The organism is Blautia hansenii (assembly GCF_013304445.1).
GTDB lineage: Bacteria > Bacillota > Clostridia > Lachnospirales > Lachnospiraceae > Blautia.
The window spans coordinates 30,721-49,981 of record NZ_JAAITA010000021.1 but is presented as its reverse complement, the minus strand read 5'-3'; the positions used below and the strand labels follow the sequence as shown (position 1 = coordinate 49,981).

The window sequence follows — 19,261 nt, the reverse complement described above, 5'->3', positions numbered from 1 at the left end:
TTGGCACTTTGGGCAGACATATTCATTTTTGAATTACAGTTTGCGGAAACTCAAGAAATCCTGTACGCTGTCCGTCTGACTTCTTTCGGATACGGCTCTCTTCATTTTCTGCACATATTCCGCCACAGAGAGAACCGCGTCTTTTCCATATTCTTCGATTATTTTCACAATAGCGCTTCCCACAATGGCGCCGTCTGCTATCCCTGCCATCTCCTTTGCCTGCTGCGGTGTGGAAATACCGAAGCCTACCGCGCAGGGAGTATCTGTCACCTGGCGCACCAGTTTCACCATACCTGCAATGTCCGAGGTAATCTCACTTCTCACTCCCGTAACACCAAGAGAGGAAACACAGTAAATGTACCCCTGTGCCCCTTCTGCAATTTTCTGTATGCGCTCCTTTGAGGTCGGCGCAATCAGAGAAATGATTTCCACTCCATAATCGGCGCACACAGGAGCCAGCTCCCCTTTTTCCTCAAAAGGCATGTCCGGCACAATCAGCCCGTCAATGCCGCACTCTACACATCTTTTCATAAACCTTTCTTTCCCATAAGTATAAATGGGATTGACATAAGTGAGAAATACCATGGGAACCCGGACTTTTTTTCTGGCCCTTTTTATGGTATCAAACAGTTTATCCGTGGTACAGCCTGCCTCTAACGCACGTTCATTGGCTTTCTGTATCACCACGCCCTCAGCGGTGGGGTCGGAAAAGGGAATTCCGATTTCAATCAAATCTGCCCCTGCCTCTTCCATGGCATAAAGCAGACGTTCTGTAATTTCCAAAGAGGGGTCTCCCCCTGTGATAAACGGAATAAATGCTTTTTTGTTCTGAAATGCTTCCTGGATTCTATTCATAAATGTCCACTCCTCTGTATCTGGCAATGGCTGCCACATCCTTATCTCCTCTGCCCGAAATGTTTACTACGATTATCTGGTTTTTCTCCATGGACGGGGCCAGCTTTCTGGCATAAGCCACAGCATGCGCGCTTTCTATGGCAGGAATAATACCTTCCGTTCTGGAGAGGTATTCAAAGGCCTCTACTGCCTCTGTATCTGTAACCGGCACGTACTCTGCCCTTCCGGTTTCCGCCAGATGTGCATGCTCCGGTCCGATTCCCGGATAATCCAGTCCTGCGGAAATGGAATACACCGGTGCAATCTGTCCATATTCATCCTGACAGAAAACGGATTTCATGCCATGGAAAACCCCGGTTGTCCCCCGGCTGATGGTGGCTGCATGTTTGGCCGTATCTACCCCCAGCCCTGCCGCTTCGCAGCCAATAAGCCGCACCTCTTTATGGGGGAGAAACTCATAAAAAGCCCCCATGGCATTGCTTCCTCCTCCTACACAGGCAATGACTGCATTGGGAAGACATCCTTCCTTTTCCATAAGCTGCTCTTTGATTTCTTTTCCTATGATTTTCTGAAAATCACGGACAATCATGGGAAAAGGATGCGGCCCCATGACAGAGCCCAGGACATAGAGGGTATCGTCCATGCGGCGGCTCCACTCCCGCATGGTTTCGTTTACCGCATCTTTTAAAGTCTGGGTTCCGCTGGTTACGGCATGTACCTTTGCCCCCAGAAGTTCCATGCGAAAGACATTTAAAGCCTGACGGTCTGTGTCCTCTTTTCCCATAAAAATTTCACATTCCATGCCCATAAGAGCTGCCGCCGTAGCGGTGGCCACCCCATGCTGTCCCGCCCCGGTCTCTGCAATGACTCTTGTTTTTCCCATTTTCTTGGCCAAAAGCACCTGCCCCAGCACATTGTTAATCTTGTGGGAGCCGGTATGGTTTAAATCCTCCCTTTTCAGGTAAATTCTGGCTCCTCCCAGGTCTTTTGTCATTTTTTCGGCATAGTAGAGGAGAGAAGGTCTCCCCGCGTAATGTTTCAGCAAATCCTCCAGTTCCCTTTGAAATTCTTCGTCTTTGCTGTATTTTTCATAGGCCGCTTCCACCTCCTGTACCGCCTGCATTAAGGTCTCCGGTATATACTGTCCTCCGTAAATCCCATATCTTCCTTTACTCATATTTCTGTACCTCTCTTACCTTTTTTAGAAATTTGCGTACCTTTTCCTCTGATTTTCTTCCCTGCTCTTCCACTGCACTGCTGACATCCACGGCAAAAGGGCAGCACCGTGAAACTGCCTTTTGTACATTTTCTCCATTCAGTCCTCCTGCCAGGAAAAAGGGCTTTTTCAGCATTGGAATCAGCTTCCAGTCAAAGACTTCCCCACAGCCGCCATATGCCCCTGCCCTGTAAGTATCCAACAGGAGATAATCACAGGGCAGTTCCTCTCCTCTTAAAATATCCTCCCGGTTTCGAACTCTTATGGCTTTTATGACCGGAAGCCCTGTCTCCGCCTTTATCTGCTGCACATATTCCCAATCCTCGTCTCCATGAAGCTGAAGCAAATCTACAATCCCCAGACTGGCCGCCTGCAGCACTTCCTCCTTCGGAGCATTGACAAACACACCCACGCTTTTGATTTTCGCAGAAAGGTTCTGCTTCATGGCAATGGCCTGTGAAAAAGAAATCTGCCTTTTGCTCTTTGCAAACACAAAACCCACATAATCCGGCAGCAGATCATTCACCATACGAATCTCCTCCACGGTTTTCAGTCCGCAGATTTTCACCCTGCTCATCGCTTCCCTTCTTTCAGTTCCTGGAGCATTTTCCCTTTATTTCTGCTCCTCATCAGAGTTTCTCCAATTAACACGGCCTGTACCCCTCCTTTTTTCAGCTTTTCTATGTCTTCCCCGGTGCGTATCCCGCTTTCCGCTACAAAAATTACGTCTTCCGGAACCTGCTGGCGAAGCCGCAGACTGTTTTCCACATCTACCGTAAAATCCTTCAAATTCCGGTTATTGACTCCTAAAATCCTGGTGCCTGCCCTGAGCGCCTTTTCTATTTCCCCCTCATCATGAGCCTCCACCAAAGCCGACAGCCCCAGACTGTGCGCAAGTTCCACATAAGCACGCAGAGTTTCCTCCTCCAAAAGACTGCAGATAAGCAGTACGGCTGAGGCGCCTAAAACCTTTGCCTCATATACCTGATAGCTGTCCACTGTAAAATCTTTGCGAAGCACCGGAATGTTCACCTTAGAAGCAATCTCCCGCAAATACCGGTCCTGTCCCAGAAAGTATTTTGGCTCCGTCAGACAGGAAATCGCAGAAGCACCTGCTTTTTCATACTCCTCTGCAATTTGCAGATAAGGAAACACAGGGGCAATCACCCCTTTGGAAGGAGAAGCCCTCTTCACCTCGCAGATAAAAGACATCTCTTTTCCCGCAAGAGCTTTCTCAAATGGAAATTCCCCAGTATTTTCACAAGCCAGGGCCTTTTCTCTGATTTCTTCCAGCGGGCATGCCTCTTTCTTTTTCGCCACCCGGATTTGGGTATCTTTTGCAATCTGGTCTAATATCATCTTCTACTCCTCATACTTTCCTGTCGCCGCCACAAATTCTTCCAGTTTCGCCAGAGCTTTTTTACTGTCAATCAACTCTCCTGCCATATGAATCCCCTCCTCAAGAGAAATGCCGTCAATCCCCAGATACAGGCTCATACCTGCGTTTAACAGCACCACATCCCTTTTAGGCCCCCGCTCTTTCCCTTCCAGAATGTCTCTGGTAATCCGGGCGTTTTCCTGTGGGCTGCCTCCGGTTAATTCAGAAAGTGTACACCGCTTCAGTCCAAACTGTTCCGGGGTAATGGTGTAGCTGGTAATTTCTCCGAAACGAATTTCGCACACCAGTGTTTCCCCTGTCAAAGTAATTTCGTCCAAACCGTCTGCGCCGCACACAGCTACCCCTCTGGTTACCCCCAGATTCCCCAGCACCCGGGCAAGAGGCTCTGCCAGCTTTTTGTCATAAACGCCCAGAAGCTGCATGGTGGCTGCCGCCGGATTGGAAAGAGGACCCAGAATGTTAAAAACGGTCCGTACTCCCATTTCTTTTCGCACCGGAGCCGCATACTTCATAGAAGAATGGTACACCGGAGCAAAGAGAAAACACATCCCCGTCTGGTTCAGCACCGTTTCATTCTGCTTTGCGTCCAGGGAAACATTGGCCCCCAGATGTTCCAGTACATCTGCTGCCCCACTTTTGCTGGACACACTGCGGTTTCCGTGCTTTGCCACCGGAATCCCTCCCGCCGCCACTACAAAAGCTGCCGTTGTGGAAATATTAAAGGTACCCGCCTCGTCCCCTCCGGTTCCCACAATGTCCATGACTTCTCTCTGGGGACGGATTTTCACGCCTTTTTCTCTCATGACTTCTGCAAAAGCGGTAATCTCGTCAATACTTTCCCCCTGCATCCGCAGCGCCGCCAAAAAAGCTCCCATCTGCGCCTGTGTGGCTCTGCCTTCCATCATCTCCTCCATAACCGCCTTTGCGGTGCCGTAATCCAAATCTTTCCCGTCCATCAGTGTGTGAATGGCTTCCTTTATCATGAGCGTTCTTTCCTTTCTTCCCTGTATTTTTAAAAAGTTTTCCAGAAATTTCATTCCCTGCTCCGTAAGTATGGATTCCGGGTGAAACTGCAGTCCGTACACCGGATAGTCCCGGTGCTCCACGGCCATAACCTCTCCGTCCTCCGCCAAAGCCGTCACCCGCAGACAATCCGGCAAGGTTTCTCTCTTTAACGCCAGCGAATGGTATCTGGCTCCCCGAAATGCTCCATCTATTCCTTCAAACAAAGGACTTACACCCTTTGGAAAAATCTGACTGGTTTTCCCGTGCATCAGATGGGAAGCAGGAGCAATCTCTCCGCCGTATACCTCACAAATGGCCTGATGCCCCAGACAAATTCCCAGAATGGGAATCTTCCCCTGAAAATGCCGGATAACCTCTTCACAGATACCTGCGTCTTTGGGATATCCCGGTCCCGGTGACAAAATGATATGGGTGGGATTTTTTTCTTCGATTTCCTTTAAGGTAATCCTGTCGTTCCGCACCACTTCCAGGTTTGGCTGCAGACTCCCCAGATACTGCACCAGATTGTAGGTAAAACTGTCATAATTATCAATAAATAAAATCATATATCTAACCCCTTTCCTGCCCTTATCACTGCCTGCATAACGGCCGCCGCCTTATTGGCGGATTCCTCATATTCCTTTTTTGGCACACTGTCTGCCACAATACCGCCGCCTGCCTGTACATAAACCGTATCCCCCTTTTTCACCGCCATGCGGATAGCAATACAGGTGTCCATATTCCCGGTAAAATCCATATAACCTAAAGCGCCGCCGTAAATGCCCCTGGGTGTCTTTTCCAGTTCTTCAATAATCTGGCAGGCCCGGATTTTAGGCGCTCCGGAAAGGGTTCCTGCCGGAAGAACTGCCTCAATAGCGTCAAAAGCATCCCTGTCTTCCCGGATATTTCCTTCCACCTGGGAGCAAATGTGCATAATTTTTGAATATTTATGCACCATCATATATTCTGTGACCTCTACAGATTCAAATTTGCTGATTTTCCCCAGGTCATTCCTGCCCAAATCCACCAGCATATTGTGTTCTGCCAGTTCCTTTTCATCCTGCAAAAGTTCGCTCTCCATTCTCCGGTCTTCCTCTGTTGTTTTCCCTCTGGGTCTGGAACCTGCCACCGGAAACGTCACCAGCCTGCCGTTTTTCAGCCGCACCAGGGTTTCCGGGGACGTGCTCATCAGTTCTTCCTCCTCTGTGTGCAGATAGACCATATAGGGAGAAGGGTTGGTGGTTCGCAAAATCCGATAGGCAGGAAACAGACTTTGCCTCATGGTTCCCTCAAACTGCCGGGAAATGACTGCCTGAAAAATATCTCCGCTGTGAATATAGGCTTTTGTTTTTTCTACAGTCCTGCAATATTCTTCTTCTGTTGTATTGCAGGTAAAAGTAATGTTTTCCGGCTCTCGCGGCTTTTCTTCCGGCAGCTCCCGCTGCAGCAGCTGGCACAATTCCTCGATCTGTTTCCCGGCTGTCTCATAATTTTCCTCCAACCGTCTGGTTTTCACATTTACAATAACAAAAATTTTTTGTTTCAGGTGGTCATAAGCCATCACCTTGTCAAACAACATCAAATCAAAATCCGCAAATGCACTCTCTTTTATGTTTAAAACAGGTTCTGCATAGCCTATCATAGAGTATGCAAAATATCCCACCAATCCTCCGGTAAAAGGCGGCAGTTCCGGAAATACCGGCGTACGGTAATCCCTTAAAATCTCCCGTAAAACATGCAGCGGTTTTTCCGTCCTTTCCGTCTTTGTCCCACCTTTGCTTTCCACCTTCACAATTCCGTTTTTGCAGGTGACCCGGCAGACAGGGTCACATCCCAGAAACGAATATCTGCCCCACCGCTCCTGTGCCTCCACACTTTCCAGCAGAAAATATCTCTTCTTTTTCTGCGACAGCTTTCGCAAAATGGCAATAGGCGTTGTACTGTCTCCCTGCAGTTCCCTGTAAAGAGGAAGCACGGAGTACTTCTCTGCAAACTTTTTTGCGGTTTCATAATCTGGTTTTAACATCTTTGTTTCCTCCCTTTTTCAGAAAGAGCACCTGTGGATTTCGAATTGAAAAAAGCCCCTGCCCCACTGGAATCATTTCCAAATGGGACAGGGGCTTCTTTGCCTCTGCGGTACCACCCAAATTGCCTGTGTCCGGCGCTTTCCTAAACATATGGAAACTGCCGGACACAAAACCACTCTTTCATGTACTGACATACATTCCCAACGGATAACGGGCTGGTTTCCCCGTCAGCGTCTACTCTCTTCCCTGAAGATTTCAAGCTGCCCTCACAAGTCCATTCAGCAAAAACTCTTGCTGCCCCGCTCCCACCATCCGCGGCTCTCTGAAAACAAATATCTCTGCTTACTCTTCTTATTCATCGGTTTAAAGTTTTAATTTGTTACAGAGTATAAGGGGGATTTTGGGATTTGTCAAGCATTTTTTTCGGCGGCTGTATTCTTTTCTTTCTGCTTTCCCACTTCCGGTTCCGCTCCTGTTTCCTTTGCATACATTCCAAATCTATTTCATAAATGGTGTTGCCTTCCTCCACCAATCTGGTTTTTTCATCATTCATAGGAAATTTCTCCTTTCGTAATAGGATATGCAGAAAAAATTTCTGTGTTCAGAAACATATCCCACCCTCTTTTCGCATATAGTGATAGAAACTCAAGAATTGGAGCCTGCATATGGATTCTCAGAATTTGTTAGATGAGATGGTAAACGGAGATTCCGTACAGATTTTAAAGGCTGCGCTTCCCTATCTGCCGTCTTCGGGGCAGTCTGTGGTATCTGTATTTGCCAAGTTTCTGGAATTGCAGAACACCATACATTTTTTCCATTCTTCCAAAGGAAACATGGAAATCTGTTCCAGACAGAAAAGCGACCCGGTAGAAATGCTGACAGCCTGCAGCAATGCCTGCCACGGCCCTGCAAAAGAAAAACTGAACAATATGATTAACACACTTTTAATGCTGCAGATGTTGGAACTGTCCCAGAAACCCCTGCCCCCGGAATTTCATACGGACGGCATGTATGCGCAAGGAGGCGAACATAGCTATGAATAATCAAAACGAATCCTGGATGAACAATCCCAAACTTTCCGGCATGGATATGTCCAAACTGGCTATGCTGGGACAACTGGCAGAACAGGGAAAGGGCAAAAGCCCACAGGAGCTTCTGCCCTTTCTCATGTCCGCCGCTTCCCGAAACAAAGAAAGCAACCTGCAGTTTTCTTCTCAGGAAATGGAAACTATCATTCAGGTCCTAAAAGCCGGAAAATCCCAGGAAGAAATCCAGCGCATGGACCGTATGCTTCAACTGATAAAAATGATGCGCTGAACCACTATTTTCCGCTTTTCTGTTCAAAATTTTTCAGAATACACTCCCGGAGCAGCACCAGAGCCTGGGTGACTGCCTGTTCTCTTACGCTGCTTCGGTTTCCTGTAAAATGGCATTCCTTTACTCTTGTCTGGTCTTTCACGGTGCAGCCAATAAACACGGTTCCTACCGGAAATTCTTTTGTACCGCCCTCCGGACCTGCAAATCCGGTAACCGACAGTGCCGTATCTGCACCAGACGCAAAGGCGCCGCCCTTTGCCATTTCTCTGGCACAGGGCTCACTGACAGCGCCGTACTTTTTCAGCGTGTGCTTCTTTACCTTGACCGCTTTTCTTTTCGCTTTATTGGAATAGGTCACAAAGCCCTGTTTCAGCACATCCGAAGCCCCCGGCACATTGATAATTCTGGCGGCAAGTGCGCCTCCTGTACAGGATTCTACCGTGGTCAGCGTCAAATCCTGCTTCTTCAGAAGCTCCACCACTGCGGTTTCCAGATTTTTATTTTCCTCTGTGGTATAGATATCAGCTCCAAAACGAACCTTCAGTTCCCGGATAACCGGTTTTAAAAGGTTTTTAGCTGCCTTTTTGGTTTCCCCGTATGCCGCTGCACAAATATGCACCTCCCCCGGATAGGAAAAGACTTGCAGCACGGGATTTTGCTTTTCTTCCTGCAGGTCTCTGATTTTTTCCCGAATTTCCTTTTCTTCCAGACCACAAAGCTTCACAGTGTCACAGCAGACTGCCCCTGCCTGTTTTTCTTCCAGACAGCAGGCAAGCCTCTCTTCCAATACTACAGCCATTTTCTCCTCTTCCTGCGGAAGAAGAATCAGCCCCTTTTCCTGTGTCAGAGTCTTTGGCAGACCTTCCAAAAGTTCCCCGGTCTTCGTACACACAAAAACCAAATCCGAACGTTTCAGCCCCGCCTTTACAGTCTCTGTCACCTGCTTTTTATCTTCTCTTACAAGGCTTATCCCATTGAAAGAAAATCCAAATCGTTTACACTTTTCAGCCAGATACCGGCTGCCGTCCTTGGCCGCTTCCTGTTCCAGCAAATCCATTCCTATAAAAATCAGTTCCGCAGTCATGCTCTCCACTCCCTTTTAATCCTGCATGCTCAGTACACTTTTGTTTTTTGCAATATAGTCAACCAGAGAAATAATCGTCAGAGCCACTGCAATGACTACAAACAGTGTAAGAATCCCCTGGAAAACCGTATTCTGGATATCCATAATCATCAGAATAATCATAATCATCTGGGAAACCGTCTTAAACTTGCCCCAGTAGCTTGCCGCAATGACAATGCCATTATCTGCCGCAATGAGACGGAAACCACTGATGATAAATTCTCTTGCAATAATGACAATGGTAATCCAGGCTGCCAACTGTCCTGTGGAGGTAAAGCAAATCAGGGCAGAACATACCAGCAGCTTATCCGCCAGAGGGTCCATAAACTTGCCGAAATTTGTTACCAGATTGTGTTTTCTGGCCAGATAACCGTCCAGAGTATCCGTAAGGCTGGCAATGACAAAAATAGCCAGGGCAATCCATTTGTCTGCACTTCCTGTAATATCATACATTAAAAAAGCTACGAAAAAGGGAATCATAATGACTCTCGCAATGGTTAATTTATTCGGTGTATTCATCTTCCAACTCTCCTATCAAATCATACTCCAACGCACCTGTGACATGCACGCGCGCAAAATCGCCTGACATCAGTTCCGTATCTGTGTTCACGAAAATATAGCCGTCTACCTTGGGCGCATCCCCGTAAGTACGTCCCACATAGGCATTTTCATCTGCGACCTTTCCTTCAATCATCACTTCTACCACAGCGCCGATTTTATCATTTCCCTTATCCATGGAAATCTCCTGCTGCAGTTCCATCAGTTCCGCCTGTCTGTCCAGCTTCACTTCCTCGTCAATCTGGTCCGGCATCAGGGCTGCAGGGGTATCCTCTTCTGCAGAATAAGTGAAAACACCCAGACGGTCAAATTCCAGTTTGTCAATGAAATCCAGCAGTTCCTCGTGGTCTTCCTGCGTCTCTCCCGGAAATCCGGTAATCAGTGTGGTTCTAAGAATGATGTCAGGAATCTCTTTTCTCAGAGTCTGTACAATGTCTATGAGCTCCTGCTTGGTGGTTCTCCTTCCCATTCTTTTCAGAATCCGGTCACTGCAGTGCTGAATGGGCAAATCCAGGTAATGACAGATTTTCGTTTCTTCCTTCATAGTCTGTATGAGTTCCGGATAAATTTCCTCCGGATAACAGTAAAGAATCCGAATCCACTGAATCCCCGGTATTTTGCACAGTTCTTTTAACAGCTTGTGCAGAGATTTCTCCCCGTAAAGGTCTTTTCCGTAAACCGTTGTTTCCTGTGCCACTAAAATCAGCTCTTTCACACCCTGCTCTGCCAGATAGGCAGCCTGGGACAGCAGCTGCTCCATTGGCACGCTTCTGTAATTCCCCCGGAGTTTTGGAATAATACAGTAAGTACACCGCTTGTCACATCCTTCGGCGATTTTCAGATATTCAAAATATCCGCCGGTGGTAATCATTCTCTTCTTGCTGTTTGCCGGAAGCACATTGATATCCTTAAACTCTTCATACCGCTCTCCCTCAAACACCTTGTCCAAAGCTGTAATGATTCCGTCATAGCTGGTGGTTCCCAGCACTGCGTCTACCTCCGGGATTTCCTTCATAATTTCGTCTTTGTACCGCTGAGCCAGACATCCCGTAACCAAAAGGGCTTTTAAAACCCCTTCTTCCTTATATTTCGCCATTTCCAGAATACTGTTGACACTTTCTTCCTTGGCATCATGAATAAAGGCACAGGTATTCACTACAATCACCTCTGCCTCTGTCTCGTCATTGGTAATTTCATAACCATTTTCCACCAGTATTCCCAGCATTTCTTCCGAATCCGCCAGATTCTTGTCGCAGCCCAGGGAAATAAACAATACTTTCCTCATGCATCCTCCTTATTGCACAAAGGACTGCCGCCAAAGCCGGTCAGCAGTCCTTTCTATTTCTTATTCCATTGTTTCTGTTGTGTCTTCTTCTGTTGCAGGCTCTTCCTCCAATTCTGCGTCTTCCGGCAGAATATGAACCTTGCCCTTATAAATTTCTTCTACAGCAGTGGAAAGCGGCTTTTTCCCATAGCTTGGCACCATGGCATCTTTTCCCGCAATAAGCTGTCTTGCTCTTTTGCTGGTAGCAAGCACTACGGAGTAACGGCTGGTTACTAACGGTTCGTCCTCCATTTCTGCACCTTCATTGATAGCTTCCATTAATTCTGTGTAAGATGGGTGTATCATACTTCTTCTCCTTTCTTAAATACAGCAACTTCCTCTGTCATTTTCTCTATAAAAGACTCACGGTTTTTGACCGTGTCATGCTGGCTCTGAATAATGCTGTGCATGGTATCTACGCACTCTTCAATCTCATCGTTAATCAAAATATAGTCATATTTCGGCATTCCCTCTGCCTCTTCTGCTGCTCTGGCCAGCCTGGACTCAATGACTTCCAGACTCTCTGTGCCTCGGTTAATCAGACGGCGTTTCAATTCCTGGGCACTTGGCGGAGTTACAAAAAGCAGAAGGGTTTCCGGCATTTTTTCCTTCACCTTTAACGCACCCTGGATTTCAATTTCCAGAATCACATCTTTTCCCGCATTTAACTGCTTCTCCACGTAAGCCTTAGGCGTTCCGTAATAATTGTCCACATACTGGGCATACTCTATCAGAGCGTCCTGCAGAATCAATTCTTCAAATTCCTGCTTTGTATGGAAAAAATATTCCCTGCCGTGTTCTTCTCCCGGTCTTGGCGCTCTGGTGGTCGCAGACACAGACAACGCATAATTGTCATACTTTTCCAGCAGACGTTTCATCAGTGTTCCTTTTCCGGCACCGGAAAATCCGGATACCACTACTAAAATTCCTTTATCAGCCATCATATTCCCCTTTTGCTTCATTTTCTGAAAATGTACCAAAACGCTTTGCTATGGTTTCCGGCTGCAGGGCAGACAGCACCAGCATATCTCCGTCTGTAATCAGCACGGCCTTGGTCTTTCGGCCCTGGGTCGCGTCTACAGACCGCCCCGACTCTTTAGCCGCCTGCACCAGTCTCTTAATGGGGGCCGCGTCCGGGCTTACCACAGCTACTATCTTATCCATATTCACAACATTTCCGAATCCGATATTTAAAAGCTTTGCCATTGCTTTTCCTGCCTTTATTCAATATTTTGAATCTGTTCCCGGATTTTTTCGATTTCCGTCTTCAAATCAATGGCCAAATTGGAGGTTTCCAAGTCATTCGCCTTAGACAGAATTGTGTTTGCTTCCCGGTTCATTTCCTGGGCAATAAAATCCAGCTTTCTGCCAATGCCGTCATCTTCTGAAAGCACCTGCCCCATATGTGCAATGTGGCTTTTCAGGCGTACCGTTTCCTCATCCGTACAGATTTTATCTGCAAAAAGTACCACCTCTGCGGCAATGCGGCTCTCTTCGATATGCGTATCCGCCAGCAGTTCTCTGACCTTTGTCTCCAGTTTTTCTCTGTATTCTTTAATAATATCCGGGTATCTTTTCTCCACCCCGGCAACCTTTTCGTCCATGTCCGCCAGTTTTTCCAGAATATCCCGTCTCAAATGGGCACCTTCCTGGCTTCTGGTCTCCACAAACTGCTCTGCTGCCCTGCGAATGGTATTTTCCAACGAACTCCAGAGTTCCTTTTCGTCGCTTTCATGTTCTTCCATGGTCAGAACTTCCGGATATCTGGAAAGCGCAGCAGCGTCCACTTCTTCGTCCAACTCAAAGTCCTCGCCTATCTGCCGCAGACATTCCATGTACTGTGCCGCAATATCCCGGTTGTATTTCACAGCCATTCTGCCCTGGGTATAGTCTTCACAGGTAATGAATAAGTCCACCTTTCCCCTCTGAATGTACTCCTTTAAAAGAGAACGGATAGAAGCCTCAAAAATGCTGAATTTCTTGGGCATTCTCATATTTACGTCCAGATAGCGGTGATTAACAGACTTCATTTCCACTGTAATTTTCTTTTCTTCGTCTAACAATTCGGCTCTGCCAAAGCCGGTCATGCTCTTTATCATCTCTGAACTCTTTCTTATGTCTTTGATTTACCGTAAGGCATAAACATACATGGTTATTATAAGCCAATCCCCAAGAGCCGTCAAATATTTTTTTGCTTATGGTGGAAATTTATGATAGAATGAACTTTAATTCATATGCCTTTTGCATATTCAAAAGAAAGGAGACTCATTATGGCTTTTGACGGAATTACCATTGCCGGCATGGTGAAAGAATTTAATGAAACCATTGTTGGCGGAAAAATCAACAAAATTGCCCAGCCCGAACCTGACGAGCTGCTGATTACCATAAAGAACAATAAAACCCAGTACCGGCTTCTGATTTCTGCCAGTGCTTCTCTTCCGCTTATCTATTTTACAGATAGGAACAAAACCAGTCCCTTAACGGCGCCCAATTTCTGTATGCTTTTGAGAAAGCATGTGGGAAACGGAAAAATCACGGCAGTAACCCAACCGGACATGGAGCGTGCCATTGAATTTCGCATCGAACATTTAAACGAACTGGGGGATTTGTGTTTTAAAACTCTGGTTGTAGAAATCATGGGCAAACACAGCAATATTATTTTCCTGAATGAAAATCGCATGATTCTGGACAGTATCAAGCATGTGTCCTGTAATGTCAGTTCTGTCCGGGAAGTTCTGCCCGGAAGAGACTATTTTCTTCCAAAAACTCAGGAGAAAGCAAATCCACTGACCATGACCCAGGAAACCTTTTACAGCATGGTATATACCAAACCTACGGCCATAGCCAAAGGAATTTATACCTCCCTGACAGGTATCAGCCCCTGTATTGCTGAGGAAATCTGTTTTCGCGCTTCTGTGGACGGAAGTCTCTCTCCCCAGGCCCTCAGCGAAACTGCACGGGAACACCTGTTTCACACCTTCACCCGTGTCATGGAGGATATAAAAAACGGCGATTTTCAACCTAATATTGTATACAATGAAAAAGGGGAACCTCTGGAATATGCAGCTATTCCTCTGACTAAGTACACCACAGCGGAAAAAAGAGACTTTCCTTCCATATCCACTGTGTTGGAACAATACTACGCACAAAAAGACCAGATTACCCGAATCCGCCAGAAATCCGCCGACCTGCGCCGAATTGTCCAGACCGCTTTGGAACGCAACCGCAAAAAATACGATTTGCAGACAAAGCAGATGAAAGATACAGAGAAAATGGATAAGTACAAAGTCTATGGGGAGCTGATTAATACCTACGGCTACAATCTGGAAAGCGGCTGCAAATCCTTCCAGGCTTTGAATTACTACACCAACGAAGAGATTACCATTCCGCTGGACAATACTCTGACACCCCAGGAAAATGCCAAGAAATATTTTGACCGTTATAACAAACTGAAACGAACTGCCCAGGCTTTGGAAGAACAGTTAAAAGAAACCCATGAAGAAATCCTGCATTTGGAGTCTGTCAGCACGGCTCTGGATATTGCACTGACAGAAAGCGACCTGTCCCAGATTAAAGAAGAACTGACCGAGTGCGGTTATATTAAAAAGCATTACACCAAAAAGAAAAAAGCCCTGGAAAAATCCAAGCCTCTTCACTATATTTCCAGTGACGGCTATCATATTTATGTAGGAAAAAATAACTACCAGAACGAAGAGCTGACCTTTAAGTTTGCCACCGGCAATGACTGGTGGTTCCACGCAAAGAAAATGGCGGGCTCCCATGTTATTGTCAAAAGCAACAACGAAGAACTGCCGGACAGAACGTTTGAAGAAGCAGGACGACTGGCTGCCTACTACTCCAGCGGACGCACAGCTCCCAAAGTGGAAATCGACTATATTCAGAAGAAACATGTGAAAAAGCCAAACAGCTCAAAACCCGGATTCGTGGTGTATTATACCAACTATTCCCTGATGATAGAGCCCGACATTTCCGGTATCCAACTGGCAAAAAACGACTGATTTCACCAAATAAAGACCCTGTGACGCCGCTGCTTTTTCCGGCAGCTTCGTCATAGGGCCTTTTCTTATTCTTGAAAACTTTATAGTGTCCATGGAATTTTAATTCCCTGGGTATAATCCCACCTGCCTTTACATTGGTTTTTCCAACTCCAAAAGGGCCTGTTTCATGGGAATACCGCCTGCATAACCGGTTAGTTTTCCATTTGCGCCAACCACACGATGACAGGGAACCACAATCCCAATGGGATTCCGATGATTCGCCATGCCTACAGCTCTGCTGGCTTTGGGATTTCCAATTTTTTCTGCTATCTCTTTGTAGGAACGGGTCTCCCCATAAGGAATTTCTCTCAAAGCTTCCCAGACTTTTTTCTGGAATTCTGTTCCCCGCAAATCTAAAGGCACAGTAAATACCTTCCGGTTTCCGGCAAAATATTCCTCCAACTCTTTGATGGTCTGTTGGACAACAGGGTTATTTTCTTTATCCTCTGCAGATTCCTGCTCTTTCCGAACCCCCAAAGACAGCAATGCTGTTTCTGTACATACAATAAGCAATTCTCCTACCGGGCTTTTATATACAGCCCGACTTAACTTTTCTTTTGTCATTGCATACTCCTTTCCCTATCCCTTAAACGTAAAAACGAAATCACATCCACATCATAAGCGCAAAGCAGTAAATTCCGCTATAATACAGCCCAAGCGCCAGATAGTGAATCCCTTTTGTCTGCTCGTGGAAAAAACTTTTTCCCACCATCATATCGGAAACTGCAAACAAGCCTGCCCCCAAAGCTATCCACCCGTACTCCTTTCCCAAACGGAAAGGCAGAGAAAGAGCCAGCACTGTCATTCCCATCAAAACAGCAGGATACAACAACATGGCATACTGTTTTGGATTTTCCCTCGCACCTTTTACTTCTTCCCGGAAAAGAAACAGGCAAATCCCCATAAGTATCAGCCAAAGAATAATTTCCGCCAGATAGAATCTGCTTTTGGACAAAATCCAGCCTATCAAAAATATATGTCCTGCTGCAAAGGCGCCCATTCCCCAGAAAAATTTCACTTTCAGCAAGGCGTCTGCCAGAAGAAACAACAGCAGTGCAGACAAAATCCACTGCTTTCCCATTGTATGCATATCTTCTGTCTGGCAGAGTCCCCATACTCCGGTAAATACGACCATCCAGGTAGACAAACATTTCGGCAAAATATTCCAATCTTTCTTTTCCCAATCCTGCAATTTCCGATGTAAAAGAATCCCTGTTCCTATAACAGGTACTGCAAACAACGTCCATAGAACAAGCATACGCCACCTTCTCCCTAGATTTTACTTCCTTCCCCATATATTTCATACGCTGTATAAGGACAGTCCAAATGATACCCCAGCTTTTCTGAAAGTGCCAGAGAATTTTCGGTGTGGGCGTCCCAAGAGGGATATCGCCCTGTTTCCAGACAAGCCAATATCAGTCGGGCACAGCAGGCAGAGGCCAGCCCTTGCCTTCGATATTCCTCTTTGGTATCCACTTCTATTTCAATGCCGCCCTTCCAGGCTGAATACGAAGACGCCCCGGAAACAAGCTCTTCCCCTTTTAGAGCCAACACCCCCATTCCAAAGGTACAAAAACTCTCATAATCAGCAAACTGAGCCGTAAAATCCCGGCTCCATTCTTCTTCTCTGCACCGATTGTAAAATTCTTCCTCTATCCACTTAAAAGTATACCCTTTTGGAAGCCGGGCCACTCGTTTCAGGCTGTCTGTATCAAAAGTATTCGGCTCCTTTTTCATGCGGTAACGCATAATTTTCCGGCTTCGCCCCCGGTAACAGTCCTCAATGAGCCTCCCCCACGCTTCATCCGGTGGAACCAGAATTCGAAACTCTGGTTTGCTCTCCTTTGGCAGATATTCCACCAACGCCCTGTCCGGTTCTCCGTCGAAAAATGTGAAGTCTCCCAACACAGCCATAAGAGATTTAAAGTTTCTCTCTCTGGCATAAAAATTCCCCATAATCCCCTGCTTACAAGACCAAAGAAAGGATTCCTGCGTATCTTTGAAAAAGCCAGAAATATCTTTATACTTAACGGAGACCATAAGCTTTCTCCAATAATACCGGCTGTATTTCCGGATACGTCCAGCCCGTCGGCAAATCTTTAAAAAGCCGAATTTCTTTTATCTCTGATTCTTCCGGAATTTCTTCAAACTCCAGAATTTCACATCTACATAACAGGCCGAAATCTTCCCTTTCTTCCTGCTTTACAGAATAAATCCCCACAACGGAAAGTTCATATTCTACCGCCCCCGTTTCCTCATACAATTCTCTTCTTGCAGTATCTAAAATATCTTCCTGTACTTCCCGGTGTCCACCTGGGCATTCATAGGTTGTTCTGTCTTTATGCCTGCAAAACACCCATTGTCCGTTATATCTGGAAACAATGACTGCAAATTTGCACTTCTCCTTTTCTGCCTTATTTACAACCTGGGAAAAATTCACCTGTATCATACATTACTCCTTTCTCTCCCATAAAACAAATACGCACACCATACCTGCCGCAAATATACCAAGTCCTGTAAAAGCTGCTGCAATGGAATATTCTTTGGCTATCCATCCGGCCACCGGACTTAATACAACCATAAACACACTGTACAGCATACTGCTTACTGATACCATTGTAGCACGTATTTCGCTGGAAAACATCTTCTGATTTTCATTTTCTATACGCAGCATCAACATTTCCTCAAGCCCATGAGCAAGTCCTGCTGCCAGAACAGAAACTATCAATACAGAACTGCCGCTTGCAGAGATAAAAAGACAGGTCAGCAAACCGCCAAAAAACAGCAGTTTTCTCAAATTTACCCTTCCCATTTTTTCTCCCAGAGTTGCCCCTGCCATACTGAAAAGCGAAAGAACCAGCAGCGGAATTCCAACCCATTTAGCGCTTAATCCGCACTCTACCAAATGCTCCTGCATCATCATATAGACAATATAGCATCCGGCAGAAACAGCACCGCAAACCAGCATACGCCTGCAAACCAGAGAATTTTCAACTAAAAATCTTATACTCTCCACAGAATAATTTTTAAGTTCCCTTCCCATATCAGCCAGTGTCAGCTTTTCTTTCTTTTTTTCTCTTCCGATTTTTGTTTCTGAAAGCCGCCAGGCTACAGCAGAACACAGAAGTCCCTGTACCACAGAAATAAGATAGGCTTTTCGATACCCCAGCGTCACCGTGACTACCGTGAGCAGATTCGTCAGCGCGAAAACTCCAAGATAAATGTTTTCCTGTATGCACGACACCTTCAAATACCGTTCTTCCTGTCCGCTTTCCAAAAGACTGTCATAAGTCAACGCTTCCCTTGTACCGGATACCAGATTATAGCTGAACGCATTCAGACCCATGGCAACTAAAATCACGCCAAACCAGTCTGTGGCAATCATGCACAAGGAACCTGCAGCCGATACAAGACCTGCCAGAATCAGTGTCTTTTTCCGCCCTATCATATCCGAAAGCATACCACTTGGGATTTCACAGCACATACTGACCACATGAAAGAATCCTTCTGCAATCCCTGTCTGGGCCAGAGAAAAGCCCCGGCTCAAAAGGAGTAAAACCCATACTGCATCTACAATTTGAAGTCCGCTGATAATTTCATAAAGATATAAATTCTGAAGTTGTTTTTTGATATTCATATTGCACCACTCTTTTCTTATATTTTGTAGAATGATGCCCACTTTTAGAGTTGAAAACGACAAAACTCAACGAGTTTTCAGACAAATATTCCTAAAAATGGGCGCACTTATAGCCTGAACACCAAAAAAGTTTCCTTTTTGAATCATCAAATAAGGTGTTTTCCAGCCCATTTGTGCGCCTCCTTTTTTCAAAACTGCTTACAATATACCATAAATTTCTTAAAAAGTAAATCTGCTTTTACTTGTTTTTTGCATGCGCACTAAGCCTGTTCTCTCCCCACGGAGAACTCAGCAGTGTCTCTCCGCCTACAATTCCGGCCTGCAAAACCTCCACGTCCTCCTCCATTTCCACAAGTGTCATACCTTCCAGCCGGACATACTGCAGAAACTCTTCCAGTGTCCCATAGACATCCTCATCAAACACAAAACGAATGTCTTCTTTCCGCGGTTCCTCGTCCAGAGGAATGGTACAGGAGCCCATACGGTGTACGGTACCCTTGTAACAAAAATCTATGAGTTCAAAGGTACTCTCTTTCTCATAATCCTCCCGCATAATCTTCAAAATGTCCTGCATGGAAATCCATAAGGTTTTCGGTTTTTTCCTTCCAAATCCAAACATATTGCGCCTCCTCCGATTAAAATCTGAAAAAAGTTCTTGACTTAGAGTTTACTTCAAGGATTATTCTATATAGCAAAAGAAATAACACAGATAGACAGCAATGTCAATAAAAAAACAGGAGGT

23 protein-coding genes and 1 other annotated feature are annotated in these 19,261 nt (G+C 46.0%); of the genes, 3 read left to right on the top strand and 20 right to left on the bottom strand.

Features of this window, described 5'->3' with window-relative positions; all coding sequences use genetic code 11:
- Nucleotides 1–33: 33 nt before the first annotated feature.
- The 7 genes from trpA to G5A70_RS12910 all read right to left on the bottom strand — a co-directional run bounded on the left by trpA (nt 34) and on the right by G5A70_RS12910 (nt 7,055).
- Nucleotides 34–855, bottom strand: coding sequence for a tryptophan synthase subunit alpha (gene trpA, locus G5A70_RS12940; RefSeq protein WP_173750009.1), 822 nt, complete (start codon nt 853–855; stop codon nt 34–36).
- Complete coding sequence (gene trpB, locus G5A70_RS12935; protein WP_173750008.1) at nt 848–2,032, bottom strand: tryptophan synthase subunit beta; 1,185 nt, start codon at nt 2,030–2,032, stop codon at nt 848–850. Before trpB ends, trpA begins: the two co-directional genes overlap by 8 nt.
- A complete protein-coding gene (locus tag G5A70_RS12930; protein WP_173750007.1) occupies nt 2,025–2,648 on the bottom strand; it encodes a phosphoribosylanthranilate isomerase in 624 nt (207 codons plus the stop codon). Before G5A70_RS12930 ends, trpB begins: the two co-directional genes overlap by 8 nt.
- Nucleotides 2,645–3,430, bottom strand: a complete 786-nt coding sequence (gene trpC, locus G5A70_RS12925) for an indole-3-glycerol phosphate synthase TrpC (protein WP_173750006.1) — start codon at nt 3,428–3,430, stop codon at nt 2,645–2,647. Before trpC ends, G5A70_RS12930 begins: the two co-directional genes overlap by 4 nt.
- Before the next feature lie 3 nt (nt 3,431–3,433).
- On the bottom strand, nt 3,434–5,041 hold the full coding sequence (locus tag G5A70_RS12920; protein ID WP_173750005.1) for a bifunctional anthranilate synthase component II/anthranilate phosphoribosyltransferase: 1,608 nt from the start codon (nt 5,039–5,041) through the stop codon (nt 3,434–3,436).
- On the bottom strand, nt 5,038–6,501 hold the full coding sequence (trpE, locus tag G5A70_RS12915) for an anthranilate synthase component I (RefSeq protein WP_173750004.1): 1,464 nt from the start codon (nt 6,499–6,501) through the stop codon (nt 5,038–5,040). The genes G5A70_RS12920 and trpE overlap by 4 nt, the downstream gene beginning before the upstream one ends.
- A gap of 80 nt (nt 6,502–6,581) precedes the next feature.
- Nucleotides 6,582–6,870, bottom strand: a binding site (T-box leader).
- 11 nt (nt 6,871–6,881) lie between these two features.
- Nucleotides 6,882–7,055 (bottom strand): hypothetical protein, encoded by a 174-nt coding sequence (locus tag G5A70_RS12910; protein WP_173749962.1) that lies wholly within the window; start codon nt 7,053–7,055, stop codon nt 6,882–6,884.
- Between the two features lie 112 nt (nt 7,056–7,167).
- Between G5A70_RS12910 and G5A70_RS12905 the strand changes: the two genes are divergently transcribed.
- Together G5A70_RS12905 and G5A70_RS12900 are read left to right on the top strand one after the other, a co-directional pair.
- On the top strand, nt 7,168–7,545 hold the full coding sequence (locus G5A70_RS12905; RefSeq protein ID WP_173750003.1) for a hypothetical protein: 378 nt from the start codon (nt 7,168–7,170) through the stop codon (nt 7,543–7,545).
- Nucleotides 7,538–7,819 (top strand): hypothetical protein, encoded by a 282-nt coding sequence (locus G5A70_RS12900; RefSeq protein WP_173750002.1) that lies wholly within the window; start codon nt 7,538–7,540, stop codon nt 7,817–7,819. Before G5A70_RS12905 ends, G5A70_RS12900 begins: the two co-directional genes overlap by 8 nt.
- 4 nt (nt 7,820–7,823) lie before the next feature.
- On the opposite strand, the gene G5A70_RS12895 is transcribed toward G5A70_RS12900, so the two are convergent.
- The 7 genes from G5A70_RS12895 to G5A70_RS12865 are packed head-to-tail and all read right to left on the bottom strand — an operon-like array spanning nt 7,824 to nt 12,923.
- Complete coding sequence (locus G5A70_RS12895; RefSeq protein ID WP_173750001.1) at nt 7,824–8,903, bottom strand: nicotinamide-nucleotide amidohydrolase family protein; 1,080 nt, start codon at nt 8,901–8,903, stop codon at nt 7,824–7,826.
- 15 nt (nt 8,904–8,918) lie between these two features.
- Nucleotides 8,919–9,461: a CDP-diacylglycerol--glycerol-3-phosphate 3-phosphatidyltransferase gene (gene pgsA / locus G5A70_RS12890; protein ID WP_173750000.1), complete on the bottom strand. Its 543-nt coding sequence runs from the start codon at nt 9,459–9,461 to the stop codon at nt 8,919–8,921.
- Complete coding sequence (rimO, locus tag G5A70_RS12885) at nt 9,445–10,785, bottom strand: 30S ribosomal protein S12 methylthiotransferase RimO (protein ID WP_173749999.1); 1,341 nt, start codon at nt 10,783–10,785, stop codon at nt 9,445–9,447. The genes pgsA and rimO overlap by 17 nt, the downstream gene beginning before the upstream one ends.
- A gap of 60 nt (nt 10,786–10,845) precedes the next feature.
- Entirely contained in the window at nt 10,846–11,130 is a 285-nt protein-coding gene (gene rpoZ / locus G5A70_RS12880; RefSeq protein ID WP_173749998.1) for a DNA-directed RNA polymerase subunit omega, read from the bottom strand.
- Entirely contained in the window at nt 11,127–11,765 is a 639-nt protein-coding gene (gene gmk, locus G5A70_RS12875; RefSeq protein WP_173749997.1) for a guanylate kinase, read from the bottom strand. Before gmk ends, rpoZ begins: the two co-directional genes overlap by 4 nt.
- A complete protein-coding gene (locus G5A70_RS12870; protein ID WP_173749996.1) occupies nt 11,758–12,030 on the bottom strand; it encodes a DUF370 domain-containing protein in 273 nt (90 codons plus the stop codon). Before G5A70_RS12870 ends, gmk begins: the two co-directional genes overlap by 8 nt.
- A 14-nt stretch (nt 12,031–12,044) precedes the next feature.
- The gene (locus G5A70_RS12865) at nt 12,045–12,923 is read right to left on the bottom strand and encodes a YicC/YloC family endoribonuclease (RefSeq protein WP_173749995.1); all 879 of its coding nucleotides are present in this window, start codon (nt 12,921–12,923) and stop codon (nt 12,045–12,047) included.
- Between the two features lie 171 nt (nt 12,924–13,094).
- On the opposite strand from G5A70_RS12865, the gene G5A70_RS12860 reads away from it, so the two are divergent.
- Nucleotides 13,095–14,843, top strand: coding sequence for an Rqc2 family fibronectin-binding protein (locus G5A70_RS12860; protein WP_173749994.1), 1,749 nt, complete (start codon nt 13,095–13,097; stop codon nt 14,841–14,843).
- A 129-nt stretch (nt 14,844–14,972) separates the two neighbouring features.
- Here G5A70_RS12860 and G5A70_RS12855 read toward each other — a convergent pair whose 3' ends face one another.
- The 6 genes from G5A70_RS12855 to G5A70_RS12830 all read right to left on the bottom strand — a co-directional run bounded on the left by G5A70_RS12855 (nt 14,973) and on the right by G5A70_RS12830 (nt 19,138).
- Nucleotides 14,973–15,446, bottom strand: coding sequence for a methylated-DNA--[protein]-cysteine S-methyltransferase (locus G5A70_RS12855; protein WP_173749993.1), 474 nt, complete (start codon nt 15,444–15,446; stop codon nt 14,973–14,975).
- A 40-nt stretch (nt 15,447–15,486) separates the two neighbouring features.
- Nucleotides 15,487–16,140 carry a lysoplasmalogenase family protein gene (locus tag G5A70_RS12850; protein WP_173749992.1) on the bottom strand — a complete coding sequence of 218 codons (654 nt, stop codon included), beginning with the start codon at nt 16,138–16,140 and terminating at the stop codon, nt 15,487–15,489.
- Between the two features lie 14 nt (nt 16,141–16,154).
- Entirely contained in the window at nt 16,155–16,922 is a 768-nt protein-coding gene (locus G5A70_RS12845; protein WP_173749991.1) for a GNAT family N-acetyltransferase, read from the bottom strand.
- The gene (locus G5A70_RS12840) at nt 16,909–17,331 is read right to left on the bottom strand and encodes an NUDIX hydrolase (RefSeq protein ID WP_173749990.1); all 423 of its coding nucleotides are present in this window, start codon (nt 17,329–17,331) and stop codon (nt 16,909–16,911) included. The genes G5A70_RS12845 and G5A70_RS12840 overlap by 14 nt, the downstream gene beginning before the upstream one ends.
- 3 nt (nt 17,332–17,334) lie before the next feature.
- Nucleotides 17,335–18,519, bottom strand: a complete 1,185-nt coding sequence (locus tag G5A70_RS12835) for an MFS transporter (protein WP_173749989.1) — start codon at nt 18,517–18,519, stop codon at nt 17,335–17,337.
- A 238-nt stretch (nt 18,520–18,757) separates the two neighbouring features.
- Nucleotides 18,758–19,138, bottom strand: a complete 381-nt coding sequence (locus G5A70_RS12830; RefSeq protein WP_173749988.1) for a hypothetical protein — start codon at nt 19,136–19,138, stop codon at nt 18,758–18,760.
- Between the last annotated feature and the right edge of the window lie 123 nt (nt 19,139–19,261).